This window comes from Algibacter sp. L4_22 (genome assembly GCF_023473045.1).
Taxonomy (GTDB): domain Bacteria; phylum Bacteroidota; class Bacteroidia; order Flavobacteriales; family Flavobacteriaceae; genus Algibacter.
Genome location: NZ_JAMCOK010000002.1, coordinates 13,386 through 32,725, shown reverse-complemented (window position 1 = coordinate 32,725; position 19,340 = coordinate 13,386). Strand labels below are relative to the sequence as shown.

Genomic DNA, 19,340 nt, shown 5'->3' with positions numbered 1-19,340 from the left:
TAGTATTTATTGTTAATCCCACTTATTAGAAGTAGATACTGCATAGCTTCCCGAGCCTGTAAAAAACAATACTAAACCTCCAAAGGCATACAACAAAAGTAATTCAATTTCTAGACCTCCTGTTTTTGAAATAGCAAAAATATGATCTGAATGGGCTAAAATAAGTGCAGCAACCATACCTAGAAAAAATACCAAAGATGCTAATCTTATTCTAAACCCTATTATAATCAATATTGGTGCTATTAACTCTGTTACATATACTCCATATGCCATCACTGAAGGCAAACCAGCTTCTGCAAGCATATTTTCGATACCTGTGAGACTATTTAATTTTGCAATGCCATGAAATAGCATTAATCCTGCTATTACTATTCTTAATAGCAATAATCCGAAGTCTATATCCTTTTTCATAACATCAATAATTTTAATTAAATAACTTATATTACTTCAAGTTTCTTACCAAACGAACGTAATTATAATATCTCTCACCACCTTCACTAGCAGGTCCATTTTCATGTTTTGTATCGAACCTAACCGCTCCTGCTCCATGAAAATCTAAACCTTCATTATTCACGGCACGTCCAAAAGCAACATACCATGCGTAATAGAAGGGTTTTCCTTTTTGAAAATGTGCAGAAGTACTAGTCCAGAAATATGGATAATCTAAATCGCTATTTTCATTAGTAATTTCTGAAATATTAAAAATTGAATCTATAGCAGGTCCTTCTTGTTTTGACTCTTGAGCACCTGGCGCATAATCGTAATCGACGATACCTTGCAATTCTTTTACATTAGGTAAACGCCAATCTGAATATTCTGCCAAGGTGGAATTTTCCGCATAGTAAAGTGCATTTTTCCAATCTAAACCTTTTTCACTGTCGTTTTTAGACCACATTAAACCTGATGCTTTATCTGTAATAGTATTATCTCCATTATCATAAAAATCATTAACACCATAAGCATTTCCACGAACTGCACGAACATGCTTTAACATTGGGTTACCTGTTGGTCGCTCACCATTCCCTGGAGGTGGAGGTCTATTTCCTTTTTCTCCATTTTCACTTTCTTGTCCTTGTGGTCTTTGATTTCCAGGAGGAGGCCCTTTACGATCACCTCTATCCTTTGGTTCTTCTCCTGCATAAGCTTTTATATGACCCGTAGCATGGTTAACACCAAAAGCCGCAGCATATTGTCCTTCTTCTGTATGACCAACGTATTTATTGCTTGTCCAATATTGTTCACTTTTATCGACATGCGTATTATTTACCAGAGAAAAATAAGTAGTATCTAAATAAGGCCAACCCTCACTAAAATCGCTAATTGAGTATAATTCTTTTGCTGTTGGCATTCTCCAATCATCATAACCACCTAGCTCCAGGTTTTCACAATAAGCTTTGGCATCTTCCCAATCAAAGCCTTCTGTTGTAGGGATTTCTTGCCACATTAAGCCTGTATTTAAATCTGTTGTGATACCTTCTTCATTTTTTTGATAAGACATTTTTTTGCCTTTAAGATAATTAGCATCTTGACCAAAAAGTGAATCACTTGGTTTTAAAGATGGAATTACGTTGCCATCTTCATCATACAAAGTCACTTGACCAGTGGCAACCTGTACATAATTCTGTACATCATTAATAATTGGCTGAGCACTTGAATTTTTATCTTTACATGCCTGTACTGTAAACATGAGTAACACAATTAAAGTTACAACTCTTGCTGTGGTATTTTTTAATATTTTCATAATTACTATAATTTGTTTCTATACTTATTTTTCAACGTTTCTTACTAGTCTTACATAGTTATTAATTCTTATAGAATCAGCTGCGTTTATAGATTCCATTAAATAATCTTCAATGTCACCCGATTTTGGGTCTGATCTTTGTGCTCCAGCTCCATGCCAATCGTAATATTCTGTTGCTGCACTATTATCTTTACTATATGCTTTACCAAATGCTATATAACAGGCCGTATATTTAAAATCTCCTTGTGTTGTACTTGTCCAAAACCAACCATCGTCATTAGTACATTCAAAATAGTTTTCATCTATAGCAGGAATCGTTTTTTTATCATAATCTACAATACTTTGTAATTCCTTGGTGTTTGGGATTCTCCAATCTGTATAGTCTGCTAATTCACTATCTTTTGCATATATCAGTGACTCCTTCCAATTGTAGGCGTTTCCGTTATCAACCTTTTGCCACATTAAACCTGTAGCTTTATCTGTAACAGTTCCATTGCCATTATCTACATAATCATTTACACCATATACATTTTCTTTACCACGAACTGCTCTTACAAAGCAACCAGGATCTCTAACACCTACTTCGCCATTATAATACAAACCAGTTTCATAAGATTTAATATGCCCATCGGCAAAATTAAACCCAAAAGCCCCTTCCATTTTTATGTTTTGCAATGGACCTTTTGTATATTTAGTACTTGACCAATATTGGCCTGCAAAAGGCATTCTTTGTTCGTATTCAAAATCGAAATAATCAATATCTAAATAAGGTTTTGATTTATTTAAATCTTCAGGAAATAACTCTCCATTAGAATACAATAATGAATACAATTCTTTAATTGTTGGTAGTCTCCAATCTGTGTAACCTCCAATTTCAAGATTTTCTACATAATCGAAAGCATCATAAAAATTATGACGATTAAAATCTGGTGTTTTTTGCCACATTAAACCTGTATTTACATCGCTAATAGTTCCATCATCATTATCTTTATAAGACGAAACTACACCTGTATATTGGGCATCTTGACCATAGTAATCATCAGTTATATTTGGCTTAGTAATTTCATTACCATCATTGTCATAAAACTTATCTTGACCTGTATCTGATAACACAAAGTGAATATCATCATTGGTTAAAACTGGTATTTTAGTGTCTGAATTTTTACAGCCCACAAAAAACATACTAAGGCAAAAAGCACTTATTTTAAAGCAACTAAATTTCATTTTATTATGATTTTAATAGTTCATATGTCTACTCGTAACGCAATGCTGTAATAGGGTCTAGAGCGGCTGCTTTTCTTGCCGGATACCATCCAAAAAAGATACCTGTAACGGCACAAACTACAAATGAAATAATTATAGAATATAGTGCTACGCTTGTAGGCCAATTAAGAAATTTTTCAATAAAAACCGTTGCTCCAAGACCTAGTAACACGCCTAAAACACCACCAGTTATACTTATTAAAATAGCTTCAATTAAAAACTGCATTAAAATATCTGCTCCTTTTGCACCAACTGCCATACGCAAACCAATTTCTTTAGTACGTTCTTTAACAGAAACATACATGATATTCATAATTCCAATACCACCAATTAATAACGAAATACTTGCAACTGCCACAAGTAGAATGGTTAACATCTCGCTAGTTGAACTAAAAGTTGAAATTAACTCTTCCATAGAACGTACTGTAAAATCATCATCTTCAGTATCCATTAGTTTGTGTTGAGATCTTAAAATTTCAGTAACTTGAGTAACTGCTTCTGGAGCATCATCTTCGCTTATAGCAGAAGCCATAATTTGATTTAAATAATCGATAGCCAAAATACGTTTTTGAACTGTTGTGTATGGAGCAATAACAACATCATCTTGGTCTTGTCCAAAAGTATTTTCGCCTTTTTCTTCTAAAACTCCAATAACTTTGAAAGGTATATTACTAAAACGAATCATTTGCCCTACTGGTTCTTGCCCATCTGGAAATACGTTGTCCACAACAGTTTGTCCTATTAAAGCAACTTTTGAAGCCGATTTAACTTCTGCATCTGTAAACATACTTCCGCTTTGTAAATCGACTACTTTAATTTTTAAATAGTCTGGATTTACACCATAAATAGTACTTGGCCAGTTGTTAGAACCATTAATTACTTGCCCACTACCATTAACAACAGGTGTCATGTAACTTAATAACGAAGATTGTTCTTTAATTTTTTCGTAATCTTTAAGCGTTAAAGTTTGTACATCTCCTCCACTTCCTCTTGCGGGACCTCTATCATCTGCACCCGGTCTAATAGTAATCATGTTAGATCCCATTGCAGAAATAGTTGTACGAATACTTTCCTTCGAACCTTCTCCAATAGCTAACATAGCAATAACAGAAGCTACCCCTATGATGATACCTAACATGGTTAGCAGCGTTCTTGTTTTATTAAGAACGATGGCTTTAAAAGCGATTTTTAATAAATTGAATAGTCTCATAATTAATCGTCTTGTTTAGGTAATTTGGCTAATTCTGCTGCTGCAGATTGTATATTATGATTTTGGTAATCTTGCATGATTTGCCCATCTTTTAATACAATAGTTCTACCGCTAAAGGTTGCTATATCTGGCTCGTGCGTAACAAAAGTAATGGTAATACCTTTTTTGTTTAACTCTTGAAATAGTGACATAATCTCGTAAGAGGTACGTGTATCTAAGTTTCCTGTAGCTTCATCTGCAAGAATCATAACTGGATTATTAACCAACGATCTCGCAATAGCAACACGCTGTTGTTGCCCTCCAGAAAGCTGTGATGGTGTGTGCCCCATTCTGTCTCCTAAACCAACCATTTCTAAAGCTTTTATAGCACGTTCTCTGCGTTCTTCGGTAGAAACCTTACTGTTGTATAACAATGGTAATTCTACATTTTCTAGAGCAGATGTTCTAGCTAATAAATTATAAGATTGAAAAATGAAGCCTATCTTTTCGTTTCGTATAGTTGCAAGCTCATTTCTGCTTAAATCTTTAACGCGCACGCCATCAATTTCATAAGTTCCAGATGAAGGTTGATCTAAACATCCTAAGATATTTAACATCGTACTTTTACCAGAACCACTAGATCCCATAATCGTTACAAACTCACCTTCCTTAATGGTAAACGAAATACCTCTTAAGGCATGAACCGTTTCGGTTCCCATGGTAAACTCACGCTTTAAGTCTTCTATTTTAATTATTTCTTTACTCATGGCTGTTTACTTTTTCTTGTTACCTCCTGGACGTTGTGGCATAAAAGGGCTTTCATTTGTACCTCCTGCATTGGCTTCCGATTTAGAAACACCTTTTAAACTGTACACTAATTTATCACCTTCAGTTATTCCGCTTAAAATTTGAACATTTACACCATCACTTGCTCCAAGTGTTACTGTTTTTTGTGTTATTGCTCCATTTTTACCCAATACCCAAAGTGTCTTATCGTTTTTATCAATATTACTTGCACTTTCTTGTAAATTATGTTGTACGTTATATGTTGATAATATTTCAGCTTCTGGTTTAAAGTTTATAGCTTTAGCTTCCGCAGTTAACACATCATTTAATTCCAATGTGTAAATAGAGATGGTTGCTGTTAAACCAGGTTTTAATTTTAAATCTTCATTATCAGCTTTAATAACAACGGTGTAAGTCACTACATTTGATGTCACTGTAGGGTCTAGACGTACTTGTGTTACAACACCTTTAAATGTTTCACCTATATAAGCATCTACTGTAAATTCTACGCGTTGCCCATCTTTTACCTGACCTATATCGGCTTCATCTACATCTGCTTCTACTTGCATTTCTTTTAAATCTTGAGCAATTGTAAATAGCGTTGGTGTACTGTAACTCGCGGCAACCGTTTGTCCTTCATCTATATCTCTAGATAGAATCACACCGTCTATTGGTGAGTAAATATTAGCATAACCTAAGTTGGTTTTAGCCGATTGTAAATCCGATAAACGTTGTATAGCCGTACCTTTTGCTGTTTCGTAATTGTATTCCGCATCATCAAAATCCGATTTACTAATGACTTTATTATCATACAACGTTTTTTGTCTTTCATAAATAATTTTCATGTAATTTCTTTGGCTCACTGCATTATCATAAGCAGCTTGTGATTGCATGGTAGATGCTTTTAAATTGGTTTTATCCAGTTCTGCAATAAGTTCACCTTCTTTCACCACACTGTTATAATCTACATATATTTTTTCTACCACTCCAGATACTTGTGTACCAACATCTACTTGTGTTATAGGTTCTATAGTTCCAGTTGCCGTTACCATTGTTGTTACATCTGCTTTTTTTGCTACAATGGTCTTCGTTTCAATAATAATGGCATCCTCGCCCTTTATAAAACTAAAAGCTGCAACTGCAAGTACAATGACCACTATACCTCCTATTATGAGTTTCTTTTTATTTTTCATGATGGTTATATTTATTGTTTTTTAATTGAAACATGCTGTTCGCTATTACCTTTTCTTAGGTTGATTAACTTTTGGCTTGCTCGATATGATATAGTGTTAATTAAAGTTTAATATCGTTTCCTTGATAAAATTGTAATAATTGGTGGTATAAAATATTTAAGTATTTGGCTTGTAAATAGTTTTGCTGTGCGTTGGTGAATGTGTTTTGACTAATCACTAAATCTGTGGTACTTAAATCACCTAATTGATACTTTTTCAAGGCTAGTTTATAGCTTTGTTCAGAAGCATCCTTAGAGGCTTGCGCTGCTATAATTTGCTCTTGTGCAGACATGGCGTTTTGGTAAGCTGTTTCTATTTTTTTATAAAGTAATTTTTCTGTAATTTGTTTTTGAATTTCAGCCTTTTCTATATTTAATGTTGCTGATTGTACTGCCGATTTTGTTTCATTTCTATTAAAAATAGGAATGCTTAACGATAAGCCTAACTTCTGATTAAAATTCACATCAAACTGATCAGAAAAAGTACTATCATTTATACTTGTATAACCAGATCCCATACTTCCAGAAAGAGATAATGTTGGTAAATAACCACCCTTTGCAATGTCTAATTCCTTTTCGTTAGCAGCAACATTTAGCTTGCTTGCCTCTACTTCTGGTAAATAATTTAAAGCCTTATTATAAATGGATATTTTATCTAATTCAAGGTTTATTAAATCCATGTTTTCATCAATAGTTTCAATTTCTAAAGTATCCATTGGCGTTAATTCCAACAACTGTTTTAAATCAATAATATATTGTTGGTAAGTGTTTTTTGCTGTAATTACGTTATATTGATTTGTAGCAGATTGACTTTGAGCTTCTGTATAATCACTTAAAGCTATGGTTCCGGCATCTAAACGTGCTTTTGCTCGTAACACTTCCTTTTGCGAGGCAACTAAGTTATTCTCTGCAATAGCAATATCTTCCTTACTAAATAAGGTTTGTAAATAGTTTTCTAAAATGCTAATTACAATGCTATTCTTGGCTTCTTCTTGTAAAAAACTACTTTGTTCTAAAAGAATTTTACTTTGCTTGATTTGATTACTTATTTGATTACCTTGAAATAAAGTAAACGAACTGTTAATACCCACATTTGTACTATGTATTTGATCTGTAACATAACTACTTGTAATAGGGTCTATCGTGTTTCCGTTAGAAAAACTTTGCGATGCACTACCAAATAAGTTTGGTAATCGAGACGATTTAGTTTTACTGTAATTTACTTCGGCAAGATCCTTATCTAATGTTGCATCTTTTAAGGTAATATTGTTTTCTATGGCATAACTAATACAATCTTGCAAAGACCACACTTTAGGTTCCTGTACCTCTAGTGTTTCTTGTCCTAACGAAATCTGTGCAAATAGAAAACTTGCGAGAATAATATATAATTTCATTTTAAGGTGTTTTTTGTTTTACACTACAAAAATGAAACTAAATACATCTACATAAAACAGTAATAGAAGTTTGGAGGAATTGACTATACGAAAAGCGTTGTTTTATCGATGAGAATTTTATTAATATTGAAAATAATTTAAATATTAATTCTACTTATTGAAGTTTTAATAAATCTTCATTTCGTCCTGTTATTTAGCCTTTATTATGATAACGAACTAAGCGGTATTCATTAACTTTGTTTGCAGTTAATTTAACGAACAATTTATCGGTTTTATATTAATTACTGAAACATTCTATATGTAACAAAGGTTACTGTTTTAAAGATTAAAATCGAATAATTTCGTCCGCAACAAATACAAATTATTGCTTTTATGGAAGACATGCTTTTTTATGATAGAATGCAGTTCGCTTTTACCATTACATTTCACTATTTATTTCCGCAATTAACTATGGGATTATCTCTGTTGATAGTCTATTTTAAAGGAAAATTTCTATACTCTAAAGTTGAAAAATATAATGATGCCGCTAAATTTTGGATGAAAATTTTTGCTCTTAATTTTGCTATGGGTGTTGTTACCGGAATCCCGATGGAGTTTCAATTTGGAACCAATTGGGCTAAGTTTTCGGAACTCACAGGAGGTATTATAGGTCAAACTTTAGCAATGGAAGGTATGTTCTCTTTCTTTTTAGAATCCTCTTTTTTAGGGCTTTTTATCTTCGGTGAAAAACTTCTAGGGCATAAACTCCATTTTGTCACCGGTTTTTTAGTATTCTTAGGTTCTTGGGCTAGTGGTTATTTAATTATTGCCACACATTCATGGATGCAACATCCTGTAGGCTACGAAATTCTAGAAAACGGACGGTTTGTCCTTAATAATTTTGGAGCTTTATTTTCTAACCCTTGGCTATTACCGTCATATTTCCATAATCAATTAGCTTCCGTAATTACAGCATCCTTTGTTGTGGCAGCTATTGGCGCTTTTTATATTCTGAATAATAAGCATAGCGAATTCGGAAAGCTCTTTGTGAAAACGGGTGTAATGTTCGGTTTAGTTTCTAGTATATTAGTAGCTTTTCCAACAGGAGATTTAGTTGCTAAAAACGTTGTAAAACACCAACCAGTAACCTTTGCTGCTATGGAAGGTATTTTTGAAACTGAAGACGGTGGATCGGAAATTGTTCTTATAGGGCAACCTAATATGCTTGAACAAAAACTAGATAATAAAATTGCTGTACCCAACATTTTAAGTTTCCTAACCTATCAAGATTGGAATGCTCAAATAAAGGGTTTAAACGAATTTGATAAAAGTATGCATCCAACAAATGTACCAGGATTATACTACGCCTATCATATTATGGTTGGTTTAGGCACTATATTTATTGGTTTAATGTTACTAGCAGCCGTTCAGCTTTTTAGAAAAAAATTATACACAACTAAATGGATTTTATGGTCGCTTTTATTCATGCTTCCTTTTCCATACATTGCTAATACTACAGGTTGGTATACTGCCGAATTAGGCCGTCAGCCTTGGTTAGTTTACAACTTAATGCGCACTGCAGATGGCGCTTCACCAACAGTATCTGCAGGTAACACTTTATTTACTTTACTCGGTTTTATTGGTTTGTATTTACTTTTAGGCTTGCTATTTTTAATGCTTGCGGGAAAAATAATTAATAAAGGACCACAACTTAACACACACTAATTATGGAATTATTTTGGTATATCGTTTTAATGACCATGTTGGCTATTTATGTTATTTTAGATGGTTACGATTTTGGTGCAGGCATCATTCATTTGTTTTTTGCAAAAACTGAAAAAGATAAAAAAGCAATCACTAACGCTATCGGTCCATTTTGGGATGCTAACGAGGTTTGGCTTATTGCTTCTGGAGGTGTTTTATTTTTTGCATTCCCTACCTTATACGCATCATCTTTTAGTGGGTTTTACTTACCGTTAATGATGATTTTGTGGCTTTTAATTTTTAGAGCTATTGGTTTAGAATTACGCGGACAGGTACACAACCGCATGTGGGAAGCCATTTGGGATAAAGCTTTTGGTATTTCAAGTTTACTTTTGGCACTTTTCTTTGGTGTTGCCTTAGGTAATGTAGTTCGTGGTGTAAACTTAGGAAATGTTGTAGATGGAGTTTCCACGCACGAAGCACATTTTTTCTTTTTACCACTTTGGAATCCAACGCTTAGCCCACACGCCGAGGAATTAGGTATCATAGATTGGTTTACACTCTTGCTAGGTATTATTGGTGTCGTTTCTTTAGCTATTCATGGTGCAAACTGGATTATTTTCAAAACCAATTCAGACTTAAATAAAAAATTGAGAAAAGTAATTTTCAATCTTAATATCGTCCTTCTAGTTTTAGTAATAGTTTCTATTTCAATTTGGCATCTTATTGAACCTAAACCTTTCCATAATTTCTTTGAACATCCTTGGTTATGGATATTCCCAATAATAACCTTAACAGGTTTGTTCGGTTTATTCCGAATAAAATCATTCAAAAAAGATGGGTATGGGTTTATATTTTCATCGTTATTTTTATTCGGAGGGTTAACAACAACAGTATCTTCTATTTTCCCAAAAGTATTACCTTCAACAAATAGTATAAATCCAGATTTAACACTTTACAATGTTGCTGCCCATGAATATGGATTAACCGTTGGAGTATACTGGTTTGCTATTGCTGCTGCCCTAGTTGCTGTTTATATGTTTATTCAATACAAAGTTTTTAACGGAAAAATGGATGATGTAGGTTACGGCGAGCATTAAAATTATATCCTTTTTTCAAACATTTATTTCCTAAAGACATCCATTAGCTTATTTTCGCGCGATGTGGATGTATTTAGGTCTTTTAGCCGTGTTATTATATGTTTCTTTATTGGAAAAGGAAATGAAGTCCTGTTTTTAAAAAATTAACTCTAACAAAGTCACTTTGCTTTGTTTTAATACCATTAAACATCTTTATTTACTTAGAAAATTTGCTTCTGTTTAGCAAATATCATTTTGAATTCAACGACCTAGAAGGCATTCTCCAAAATGAGGACAAATTTGAGGTAAGATTAGCCAAACATGAATAAAAAATAGAATAATAAAAAAACCTCCTATCATTAGTGCATGACTTATATAAACTTCATCTCCTGAAGGTTTTATAATTGGCCACATTAATCCAAAAACTCCGGTTACAAAGAAAAAAAAAGGAACTCCAGAGAAAAAAACGAGAAATCGCATACTAAATTCACCTTGAAGTATGCCATAAAAAATGACACCAATAATTACTGATAATATTAATAAAATCCAATATATTATTTTACTTCTACTGTTTTTAATGCTAGACATAATATTTGCTTTTGAATTATCTAAAATTACAACCTATGTGTCTCATAGCAAATGATATATATCATTACGGAAACAAGAAAAAGAGTAATTTAATTTAATACAATTCTATAAGTATATAGAACAACAATAGAATGTAAGCTATAGATTAGTAGCTGTTTTCAATTTCAGCAGCTTCTAGCATTAAATAATGCAAGTCGGTGTTTTTTATAAACGGTTTTAATAAACTACTTCCAGGACCAAACATGGCAAGTTCTACATAATCGGCAGAATGATTCATACTAATCCATCCAACAGAGTTGTGTTGTTTTTGAATTTGAGCTAATTCATTAAAAGGTAAATGTTTGTAATTATATAGACCATCTACCGATTTAATAGAAGTATAGTAGCTCAAAAGTAATTTAGCCTCTTTATCTGTTACTGCAATATTATTGGCGTATTCAATGCGCTCTTTAACTTGAGATGTACTGGATTCCTTTCCAAAACCATTTAAAATCCAATCATTAGTGTGTTTGTATTGCTGAATGCTGTCAAATTGTTTATTGGCATCTTTACCATAAATAACGCCTGGGTTTGAATTTCCATGATCTGTAGTAATTATAACTAGTGTGTTTTCATCCTTTTCAGCAAAATCCATGGCTACTTTTACAGCTTCATCATGGGCTGTTTGATCGTATATTAAACCAGCAATATCATTACCATGAGCTGCCCAATCTACTTTACCTGCTTCTACTTGTAACACAAAACCTGCATCATTATTTTTCATGCGGTCGATTGCTTTTTGTGTCATTTCACCTAAAGTTGGAATTTTTTGAGTGAGTTCTTTACTATTATTTCTATCCACAGTATAAGGTAACCCATCATTATTAAAAACTCCTAAAATAGGTTTCTCATTGTTTGTTGCTAGCATTTCATCTCTAGATTTAACCACTCGATAGCCTTCTGCTTCAAATTTTTGGTACATATCTACCTTGTCTTTTCTATAATCGGCAGAAAAGTAATTATTTCCTCCACCCATCATCACATCAAATTTTAGCTGTAAGTATTTTCCAGCAATACCTTCTTGGTCATTTCTACTTTTACTATTTACACAAAAACCTGCAGGGGTTGCATGCGTTATTGGTACAGTAGTTACACAACCTGCCATTTTACCAGCCTTTTTAAATTTTTGCCAAATAGGAAGATATGTTTCACCTTTGGTTCCAATATTTAAGCCGCCATTATTTATTCTAAAACCACTTCCCCAAGAGGAACTTGCAGCAGCAGAATCTGTAACAATAGAACTTGCCGAAGCCATATCCATTAAGGCTCTACTTACCTTGTTATCTTTATATAATTGAAGCCAATTACTTCCTTTGCCTGTTTTTCTGGAAAGGTATAAATCGGCCATGTTTAGAGTTCCGTTACTCATACCATCACTTACTAAAATAATGATGTTTTTGGCTTTTTTATTTTTATTGATTATATCAAGGTCTAAGTTCGTTGCACTTAAATCAAAAGGATTTAATAATGATGCACCAAGTGCAAAAAGAGATCCGTTTTTAAAAAATTTTCTTCTATTCATAATTTATTATTTCACATAAAAAAACATACTCAAATATACCGTTTTTAGAATTATTTTATAAATTATAAAGGCATAATATTTCTACGAGGTATTGATGTGTGTTTTTTACAAATCCAACAGATAATAGATGCAGTTAGTTTTGGGTTTAGAAGTATCCAACAGGGAATAATTATTTATACTCCTAGTAGATAAACTTTATATGAAGAGATAGATAGATAGATAGATAGATAGAGGCTATACTAGCACATATATTCGTCTATTAATTTAAAAACTTAGCATTAAGATCTCGTACAGCAAACATTAAATTTATATCATTTTGTTGTGCATTTATTTCCTAAAATGATGCATTAGCTTATTTTCGCGCGATGTGGATGTATTTAGGGCTTTTAGCCGCGTTATTTTTAGGGTTACATAACTTATGTAAAAAACATGCCGTACAAGGCAATGAAGTCTTTCCTGTGCTTTTAGGCACGGTAAGCTCTGGATTTATATTTGTTTTACCTTTTTACTTAATTTCGGTATATAATCCAGAATATGCCAAGGAAATTGGTTTTCTTATCACGAAAATCTCATGGACTATTCATGGTTTTATTTTTATAAAATCGGCTATCATGGCATGTTCTTGGGTACTAGCTTATCAGGCCTTAAAGTATTTACCTATTACTATTGTAACACCAATTAGATCGGCAGGACCATTCTTTACTTTTATTGGCGCGATTCTTATTTATCAAGAACGCCCAAACGCTTTGCAATGGGTTGGTTTTTTTCTTATTATATTTTCAGTGTTATTATATTCAAAAATAGGAAAGAAAGAAGGTATTAACTTTAGAAGCAATAAATGGATTTTCGCTATAATCGCTGCCACATTTCTAGGCGCTTCTAGTGGCTTGTACGACAAATTCTTGATCCAGAGTTTACATCTAAATCCGCAAACCTTAATCTTTTGGTTTTGCTTTTATGTCATTCTTATTTTACTTGTTCTTTTATCTATTACATGGTTTCCTTATGCCGAAAAACGAAGAGCCTTTAAATTTCGTTGGTCTATTCCTGCAGTTGGAATTTTACTCCAAGCCGCAGATTATTTCTACTTTAAAGCGCTTCAAGATCCCGATGCCTTAATTATGTTACTTTCTGCTATAAAAAGAAGTCAGATTTTAATAGCTGTGGTTGTGGGCGGACTTATATTTAAGGAGCAAAACAAACGAAAAAAATTGGTTCCACTTGCTGGTATTCTATTAGGTGTGTTTTTTATTTTATACTCTTAAACCCTTCTGTTTTATTAAGTTCTCGTAGCTCTATTGTTATTTGTTTTTAACATAACACCTTCTCTATTCCTTGATTGTTTAGTTGAATAATAAATATTTGTTAAAAAAAGAATGAACGTTCATTTTTTATATATATTTGTACTCTCAAAACGAATAGATGAAACATTTTTGGAATATTTTACGAATACTACTAGCCATATTTATGATATATGCAGGAGCTCAACATTTTATAAAAGCAGATTTTTTTAATCCTTTTGTTCCCGACTTTATGGTATATAAAACCTTTATTATTTATGCATCAGGATTTGTAGAAGTTATTCTTGGTATGCTGTTACTTATACCAAAATATAAATATACAGCTGCCACCGGAATATTAATTTTAATGGTATGCTTTCTGCCCATACATATATGGGATGTGTTTTCTAATACGCCAGCCATTGGAAGTCACAAAGCAGCATTAATACGATTACCAATACAATTTATCTTAATAGCGCTGGCATATAAATTTTCAAAAATTAAGAACTAATGGCTAAACTTCAAAAAAGCATAGATAAGCGTAATGCACTTATAAAAGCTACAATAGAGCTTGTAAACAACGATGGTTTCCATGCTACACCTATGAGTAAAATAGCTAAAATGGCAAAGGTATCGCCTGCTACTATTTACCTATATTTTGAAAACAAGCAGGATTTAGTAAACCAAACCTATGTAGACGTTAAAGCAGAATATACCAAATATGCATTTGAAACTTATGATGAAAGTATGCCTATTGAAGCTGGTTTCGAATTAATATGGAAGCGTATAGCCGATTTTAAACTAAAAGAGTGCGAACACGCAATGTTTTTAGCACAATGTGATAATACACCCATGATTGATGAAACAAGCAGACAGGAGGGTATTAAACACTTACAGCCTCTACTCGACCTTTGGGAACGCGGTAGAAAGGAAGGCGTTATAAAACCACTATCAGATTATCTTTTATATGCCTATGCTATAAATCCGTTATCATTTTTAATGATGACTCAAAAACGTGGTGCATTTCAATTAAATAAAACACATTTAGAAGAGGCTTATCAATCGGCTTGGAACAGTATAAAATTTTGTAAATAGCATGAAAAAAACAGCAATTATATTAGGTGCAACCGGTTTAACCGGAAGTATAATTCTTCAAAAATTGATTGAAGATGATAGATATGATAGCATTAAACTGTTTTCTCGTTCTAAAATTGAAGGTTTACCAAGTATTGTAACACAATTTACTGGTAATCTTTTAAAATTGGATGAATTTAAAGGAGATTTTACAGCAAACGAGGTGTATTGTTGTATTGGCACAACAGCAAAAAAAACACCAGATAAAACGCTTTATAAACAAATAGATTATGGTATTCCTGTAGCGGCCGCAACTCTTTCAAAACAAAATAACATACCCTCTTTTTTAGTAATTTCAGCAATGGGTGCTAATAAAAACAGTAAAGTATTTTACAACAAAACAAAAGGAGAAATGGAACACGATGTGTTGCAACAAAACATAAAAAACACTTTTATTTTGAGACCATCTTTAATTGGAGGCGAAAGAAAAGAGCGCAGACTATTAGAAAAAATGGGGCTGGCTATTTTCCAAGTCATTGAACCCTTATTTATAGGGAAATTAAAACAATACAAAATTATAAATGCTGAAAGTATAGCGCAAGCCATGATAAATTTAGCGAACAGTACAAGTCATGCCGAAGTCATTATTACTTCAAACAATATAAAACAAATTTCAATAAATAACTAAAAGAAAAATTTAATCACATGGAATTATTAGACAAATTAAAATGGAGATATGCTGCAAAAGCAATGAATGGAAAAAAAGTTTCAGAAGACAAAATAGAACGTATTCTAGAAGCTGCTCGTTTAGCTCCAACATCGAGTGGATTGCAACCATTTGAAATTTTTGTTATTAAAAATCAAGATATAAAGGAACAAATTAAACCTATAGCTTGGAATCAATCTGTAATTACAGACTGCTCTCATCTACTCGTTTTTGCTGCTTGGGATACATACACCGCAGATAGAATTAACCACATGTTCGATTTAACAAACAAAATTCGTGGTTTCGAAAACAAAGGTTGGGAAGATTATCGCCAAATGTTATTAAATTCTTACCCTCAAAAAGATGCGGAAGAGAACTTTAATCACGCGGCAAAACAAGCTTATATAGCTTTTGCAGAAGCGCTAACTGCTGCAGCTTTCGAAGGTGTAGATGCTACGCCATTAGAAGGTTTTGATCCTGCTGCTGTAGATAAAATTTTAGGTTTACGCGAAAAAGGACTACGTAGTGCGGTTTTATTGCCTCTTGGTTATAGAAAGGACGATGCAGATTGGTTAGTAAATCTTGTAAAGGTTAGAAAACCTATGGAAGAATTAGTAACAGTAATAGACTAAAAATAAAATTATGGAAAAGACCATTTTATTAAAAAATAGACCGCAAGGGAAACCTTCAATTTCAGATTTTGAATTTGTAACAGAGGATTCTAATTTAAATATTAAGGACGGCGAATTGCTTTTAGAAACCACTTACGTTTCTGTAGATCCTTATTTAAGAGGTCGTATGAGCGATGCTAAATCTTACGTTCCTCCTTTTGAATTAAATAAACCCATTCAGTCTGGTGTTGTTGCCAAAGTAATTGCATCTAAAAATAAGAATTTTGCGGAAGGCGATTTTGTTTCGGGCATGTTAAGCTGGAAAACAAAACAGATTTCCAACGGTGAAAATTTGCTTAAAGTAGATGGCTCTAAAGCTCCATTAAGCACATATTTAGGTGTTTTAGGAATGACAGGTTTAACGGCGTATTTAGGTTTAAACGAAATTGGAAAACCTAAAGCAGGAGAAACACTTGTAGTTTCTGGAGCTGCTGGAGCGGTTGGTTCTGTTGTTGGGCAAATAGGAAAAATTCTTGGCCTTAAAGTGATTGGAATTGCTGGTACAGATGAAAAAATAGAAATGCTAAAAACTAAGTTTGGTTTCGATGCTGGTATCAATTACAACACAAGCAAAGACATTCAAGCTGATATTAAAAAAGCAGCGCCAAATGGTGTAGATATTTATTTTGACAATGTTGGCGGTCCAATATCCGATGCAGTACTATTCAACATTAACCGCTTTGCTAGAACAATTATTTGTGGTGCCATCTCTGTTTACAACAACACAGAAACACCAAGAAGTGTAAGCGTACAACCATTTTTGGTTAAAAACAGTGCCTTAATGCAAGGATTTATTGTTTCTAATTATGCTGAAAAATTTCCAGAAGCCATGAAACATTTATCAGGTTGGTTATCTGAAGAAAAATTAACATATACAGAAACTATTGTTGAAGGTTTTGATAATATTCCAAATGCTTTTATCGATTTATTTGAAGGTAAAAACAAAGGAAAAATGATAGTGAAAATATAATAAATTAAAAGAGAAAGAAGATGAACAATTTTGAATTTAAAAACCCAACTAAAATTATATTTGGAAAAGGTTCTATTGAAAAATTAGAAAATGAAATTCCTAAAGACGCCAAAGTATTATTACTTTATGGCGGTGGAAGTATTAAGAAAAATGGTATTTACGACCAAGTTAAAAAAGCTTTGACAAAAGTAGATGTTACTGAGTTTGGAGGTATTCCTGCCAACCCAGAATATGCCACTTTATTGGAAGCATTAAAAGTGATTAAAGAGAAAAAAATCACTTATTTATTAGCTGTAGGTGGTGGCTCTGTAATAGATGGTACCAAATTTTTATCTGCTGCTGCTTTATTTAAAGGTGATACGCCTTGGGATATTTTAACCGAAAAAATTAGAACAGAAAAAGGTATGCCTTTTGGAACTGTTTTAACCTTACCAGCAACAGGATCGGAAATGAATTCTGGTGCCGTAATTACAAGAGCAGAAACCAAGGAAAAATTAGGCATGGGTGGTCCAGGCTTATTCCCTGAGTTCTCTATTTTAGATCCTCAAGTGGTTGCTTCTATTCCAGAACGCCAATTGGCAAACGGATTAATGGATTCTTTTACACATGTTTTAGAACAATACATGACGTACCCCGTTGGTGCATTATTACAAGATCGTTTTGCAGAAAGCATTTTACAAACCATAATTGAGGTGGCTCCAAAAGTGATAAAAGATCCTACAGATTACCAAGCAGCAGCTAACTTTATGTGGAGTTGCACGATGGCCTTAAACGGATTAATCCAAAAAGGCGTTCCTGGAGATTGGGCTGTGCACGCTATGGGACACGAGTTAACCGCCTTATTCGGTATCGATCATGCACGAACTTTAGCTGTAATTACACCAAGCCATTACAAGTATAATTTTGAAGCTAAAAAAGAAAAATTAGCACAGTATGGTGAACGCGTTTGGAATATTACAGAAGGTAGTGTAGACGATAAAGCGTATGCTGCTATCGAGAAAACAGTCGACTTTTTCCACAAATTGGGTATAGACACGAAATTATCTGATTACACAAAAGATTACGAAGGCACTGCCGAAGAAATCTCTAAACGTTTTACAGATCGTGGGTGGTTAGGTTTAGGAGAACACCAAAATTTATCGCCAGATAAGGTTGAGAAAATTGTTAAAATGGCTTACTAATTTTTTATATGAAATCAATTAAAACCTTAGCATTAGCGCTAACTATCATTACAGCATCTAGTTGTAATGAAACAAAAAAAGAAACAGTTTCTGAAAGTGTTTCAGAAGTAAAAACAGAATTAAAAAAAGATAAAGACATGAAAATATTATTTGTATTAACATCTCACGATAAATTAGGAGATACAGGAAAAAAAACAGGATTTTGGGTAGAGGAATTTGCTAGCCCATATTATACTTTATTAGATAAAGGTGCAGAAATTATAATTGCAACACCAAAAGGTGGCGCTGCTCCTATAGATCCAAGTAGTGATTCTCCAGATGCAGCAACAGCATCTACAGATCGTTATAATAAAGATGCCGATGCTAAATCTAAAATTGCAAATACAAAGGTATTAGCAGATATGAATCCAGACGATTTTGATGCTGTATTTTATCCAGGTGGTCATGGTCCATTATGGGATTTAACCAACGATAAAGTATCTGTAGCGTTAATAGAAAAATTCGATCGTCAAGAAAAACCAATTGCATTTGTATGTCACGCACCTGCCGTATTGAAAGATGTTAAAAATGCCGATGGAACGGCCCTAGTTAAAGGTAAAAAAATAACAGGATTCTCTAATAAAGAAGAAGCTGCTGTTGGGTTAACTGCTGTTGTGCCATTATTATTAGAAAATATGCTCATTGAAAGTGGTGCATTTTATTCTAATGGAGATAACTGGGCTCCTTATGCTGTGCAAGATGGTAATTTAATTACGGGTCAAAACCCAGCATCATCTGAGTTAGTTGCTGAAAAATTATTAGAGAGTTTAAAATAATTTAAGCATTTTATATTATTTAAAAGGTTGCCTATTTTGGGCAACCTTTTTTCGTTTATAATTAGCCTGTTTTTACACTTTATATTTCTGTTTTTATAGGAATAAAAAAATGGAGTTTTTAAATTATC

General features: G+C 33.1%; 19 protein-coding genes. 10 read left to right on the top strand and 9 right to left on the bottom strand.

What is annotated here, in order from left to right; genetic code table 11:
* Positions 1-12: 12 nt before the first annotated feature.
* From M4I23_RS04740 to M4I23_RS04710, 7 genes are all read right to left on the bottom strand, one after another.
* Positions 13-411 carry a DoxX family protein gene (locus tag M4I23_RS04740; protein ID WP_249753626.1) on the bottom strand — a complete coding sequence of 133 codons (399 nt, stop codon included), beginning with the start codon at positions 409-411 and terminating at the stop codon, positions 13-15.
* 31 nt (positions 412-442) lie between these two features.
* Positions 443-1,741: a DUF1566 domain-containing protein gene (locus tag M4I23_RS04735; protein ID WP_249753625.1), complete on the bottom strand. Its 1,299-nt coding sequence runs from the start codon at positions 1,739-1,741 to the stop codon at positions 443-445.
* A 24-nt stretch (positions 1,742-1,765) separates the two neighbouring features.
* Positions 1,766-2,965 (bottom strand): DUF1566 domain-containing protein, encoded by a 1,200-nt coding sequence (locus M4I23_RS04730; protein WP_249753624.1) that lies wholly within the window; start codon positions 2,963-2,965, stop codon positions 1,766-1,768.
* A 28-nt stretch (positions 2,966-2,993) separates the two neighbouring features.
* Complete coding sequence (locus M4I23_RS04725) at positions 2,994-4,214, bottom strand: ABC transporter permease (protein WP_249753623.1); 1,221 nt, start codon at positions 4,212-4,214, stop codon at positions 2,994-2,996.
* A 2-nt stretch (positions 4,215-4,216) separates the two neighbouring features.
* The gene (locus M4I23_RS04720) at positions 4,217-4,960 is read right to left on the bottom strand and encodes an ABC transporter ATP-binding protein (RefSeq protein WP_249753622.1); all 744 of its coding nucleotides are present in this window, start codon (positions 4,958-4,960) and stop codon (positions 4,217-4,219) included.
* A gap of 6 nt (positions 4,961-4,966) precedes the next feature.
* Positions 4,967-6,172 (bottom strand): efflux RND transporter periplasmic adaptor subunit, encoded by a 1,206-nt coding sequence (locus tag M4I23_RS04715; RefSeq protein WP_249753621.1) that lies wholly within the window; start codon positions 6,170-6,172, stop codon positions 4,967-4,969.
* Between the two features lie 100 nt (positions 6,173-6,272).
* A complete protein-coding gene (locus M4I23_RS04710; RefSeq protein ID WP_249753620.1) occupies positions 6,273-7,604 on the bottom strand; it encodes a TolC family protein in 1,332 nt (443 codons plus the stop codon).
* Between the two features lie 372 nt (positions 7,605-7,976).
* Between M4I23_RS04710 and M4I23_RS04705 the strand changes: the two genes are divergently transcribed.
* Both M4I23_RS04705 and cydB read left to right on the top strand, forming a co-directional pair.
* Positions 7,977-9,308, top strand: coding sequence for a cytochrome ubiquinol oxidase subunit I (locus M4I23_RS04705; RefSeq protein ID WP_249753619.1), 1,332 nt, complete (start codon positions 7,977-7,979; stop codon positions 9,306-9,308).
* A gap of 2 nt (positions 9,309-9,310) precedes the next feature.
* Positions 9,311-10,387: a cytochrome d ubiquinol oxidase subunit II gene (cydB, locus tag M4I23_RS04700; protein ID WP_158850249.1), complete on the top strand. Its 1,077-nt coding sequence runs from the start codon at positions 9,311-9,313 to the stop codon at positions 10,385-10,387.
* Positions 10,388-10,627: 240 nt separating this feature from the next.
* Here cydB and M4I23_RS04695 read toward each other — a convergent pair whose 3' ends face one another.
* Positions 10,628-10,954 carry a hypothetical protein gene (locus tag M4I23_RS04695; protein ID WP_158850252.1) on the bottom strand — a complete coding sequence of 109 codons (327 nt, stop codon included), beginning with the start codon at positions 10,952-10,954 and terminating at the stop codon, positions 10,628-10,630.
* A 145-nt stretch (positions 10,955-11,099) separates the two neighbouring features.
* Complete coding sequence (locus M4I23_RS04690; protein WP_249753618.1) at positions 11,100-12,515, bottom strand: alkaline phosphatase; 1,416 nt, start codon at positions 12,513-12,515, stop codon at positions 11,100-11,102.
* A 365-nt stretch (positions 12,516-12,880) separates the two neighbouring features.
* On the opposite strand from M4I23_RS04690, the gene M4I23_RS04685 reads away from it, so the two are divergent.
* The 8 genes from M4I23_RS04685 (at position 12,881) to M4I23_RS04650 (ending at position 19,212) form a co-directional block, all read left to right on the top strand.
* The gene (locus M4I23_RS04685) at positions 12,881-13,780 is read left to right on the top strand and encodes an EamA family transporter (RefSeq protein WP_249753617.1); all 900 of its coding nucleotides are present in this window, start codon (positions 12,881-12,883) and stop codon (positions 13,778-13,780) included.
* A 157-nt stretch (positions 13,781-13,937) separates the two neighbouring features.
* A complete protein-coding gene (locus M4I23_RS04680) occupies positions 13,938-14,306 on the top strand; it encodes a MauE/DoxX family redox-associated membrane protein (RefSeq protein ID WP_249753616.1) in 369 nt (122 codons plus the stop codon).
* Complete coding sequence (locus M4I23_RS04675; protein ID WP_249753615.1) at positions 14,306-14,890, top strand: TetR/AcrR family transcriptional regulator; 585 nt, start codon at positions 14,306-14,308, stop codon at positions 14,888-14,890. The genes M4I23_RS04680 and M4I23_RS04675 overlap by 1 nt, the downstream gene beginning before the upstream one ends.
* A 1-nt stretch (position 14,891) precedes the next feature.
* Positions 14,892-15,557, top strand: coding sequence for an NAD(P)H-binding protein (locus tag M4I23_RS04670; protein WP_249753614.1), 666 nt, complete (start codon positions 14,892-14,894; stop codon positions 15,555-15,557).
* A 17-nt stretch (positions 15,558-15,574) separates the two neighbouring features.
* Complete coding sequence (locus tag M4I23_RS04665) at positions 15,575-16,207, top strand: nitroreductase family protein (RefSeq protein ID WP_249753613.1); 633 nt, start codon at positions 15,575-15,577, stop codon at positions 16,205-16,207.
* Between the two features lie 10 nt (positions 16,208-16,217).
* Positions 16,218-17,216, top strand: coding sequence for an NADP-dependent oxidoreductase (locus M4I23_RS04660; protein ID WP_249753612.1), 999 nt, complete (start codon positions 16,218-16,220; stop codon positions 17,214-17,216).
* Between the two features lie 20 nt (positions 17,217-17,236).
* Positions 17,237-18,397: an iron-containing alcohol dehydrogenase gene (locus M4I23_RS04655; RefSeq protein ID WP_249753611.1), complete on the top strand. Its 1,161-nt coding sequence runs from the start codon at positions 17,237-17,239 to the stop codon at positions 18,395-18,397.
* Between the two features lie 8 nt (positions 18,398-18,405).
* Complete coding sequence (locus tag M4I23_RS04650) at positions 18,406-19,212, top strand: type 1 glutamine amidotransferase domain-containing protein (RefSeq protein WP_199269869.1); 807 nt, start codon at positions 18,406-18,408, stop codon at positions 19,210-19,212.
* Positions 19,213-19,340 lie beyond the last annotated feature (128 nt).

Coding starts and splice junctions, on each gene's coding strand:
- M4I23_RS04740 (WP_249753626.1), bottom strand. CDS start 411: ATGAAAAAGGATATAGACTTCGGATTATTGCTATTAAGAATAGTAATA.
- M4I23_RS04735 (WP_249753625.1), bottom strand. CDS start 1,741: ATGAAAATATTAAAAAATACCACAGCAAGAGTTGTAACTTTAATTGTG.
- M4I23_RS04730 (WP_249753624.1), bottom strand. CDS start 2,965: ATGAAATTTAGTTGCTTTAAAATAAGTGCTTTTTGCCTTAGTATGTTT.
- M4I23_RS04725 (WP_249753623.1), bottom strand. CDS start 4,214: ATGAGACTATTCAATTTATTAAAAATCGCTTTTAAAGCCATCGTTCTT.
- M4I23_RS04720 (WP_249753622.1), bottom strand. CDS start 4,960: ATGAGTAAAGAAATAATTAAAATAGAAGACTTAAAGCGTGAGTTTACC.
- M4I23_RS04715 (WP_249753621.1), bottom strand. CDS start 6,172: ATGAAAAATAAAAAGAAACTCATAATAGGAGGTATAGTGGTCATTGTA.
- M4I23_RS04710 (WP_249753620.1), bottom strand. CDS start 7,604: ATGAAATTATATATTATTCTCGCAAGTTTTCTATTTGCACAGATTTCG.
- M4I23_RS04705 (WP_249753619.1), top strand. CDS start 7,977: ATGGAAGACATGCTTTTTTATGATAGAATGCAGTTCGCTTTTACCATT.
- cydB (WP_158850249.1), top strand. CDS start 9,311: ATGGAATTATTTTGGTATATCGTTTTAATGACCATGTTGGCTATTTAT.
- M4I23_RS04695 (WP_158850252.1), bottom strand. CDS start 10,954: ATGTCTAGCATTAAAAACAGTAGAAGTAAAATAATATATTGGATTTTA.
- M4I23_RS04690 (WP_249753618.1), bottom strand. CDS start 12,515: ATGAATAGAAGAAAATTTTTTAAAAACGGATCTCTTTTTGCACTTGGT.
- M4I23_RS04685 (WP_249753617.1), top strand. CDS start 12,881: ATGTGGATGTATTTAGGGCTTTTAGCCGCGTTATTTTTAGGGTTACAT.
- M4I23_RS04680 (WP_249753616.1), top strand. CDS start 13,938: ATGAAACATTTTTGGAATATTTTACGAATACTACTAGCCATATTTATG.
- M4I23_RS04675 (WP_249753615.1), top strand. CDS start 14,306: ATGGCTAAACTTCAAAAAAGCATAGATAAGCGTAATGCACTTATAAAA.
- M4I23_RS04670 (WP_249753614.1), top strand. CDS start 14,892: ATGAAAAAAACAGCAATTATATTAGGTGCAACCGGTTTAACCGGAAGT.
- M4I23_RS04665 (WP_249753613.1), top strand. CDS start 15,575: ATGGAATTATTAGACAAATTAAAATGGAGATATGCTGCAAAAGCAATG.
- M4I23_RS04660 (WP_249753612.1), top strand. CDS start 16,218: ATGGAAAAGACCATTTTATTAAAAAATAGACCGCAAGGGAAACCTTCA.
- M4I23_RS04655 (WP_249753611.1), top strand. CDS start 17,237: ATGAACAATTTTGAATTTAAAAACCCAACTAAAATTATATTTGGAAAA.
- M4I23_RS04650 (WP_199269869.1), top strand. CDS start 18,406: ATGAAATCAATTAAAACCTTAGCATTAGCGCTAACTATCATTACAGCA.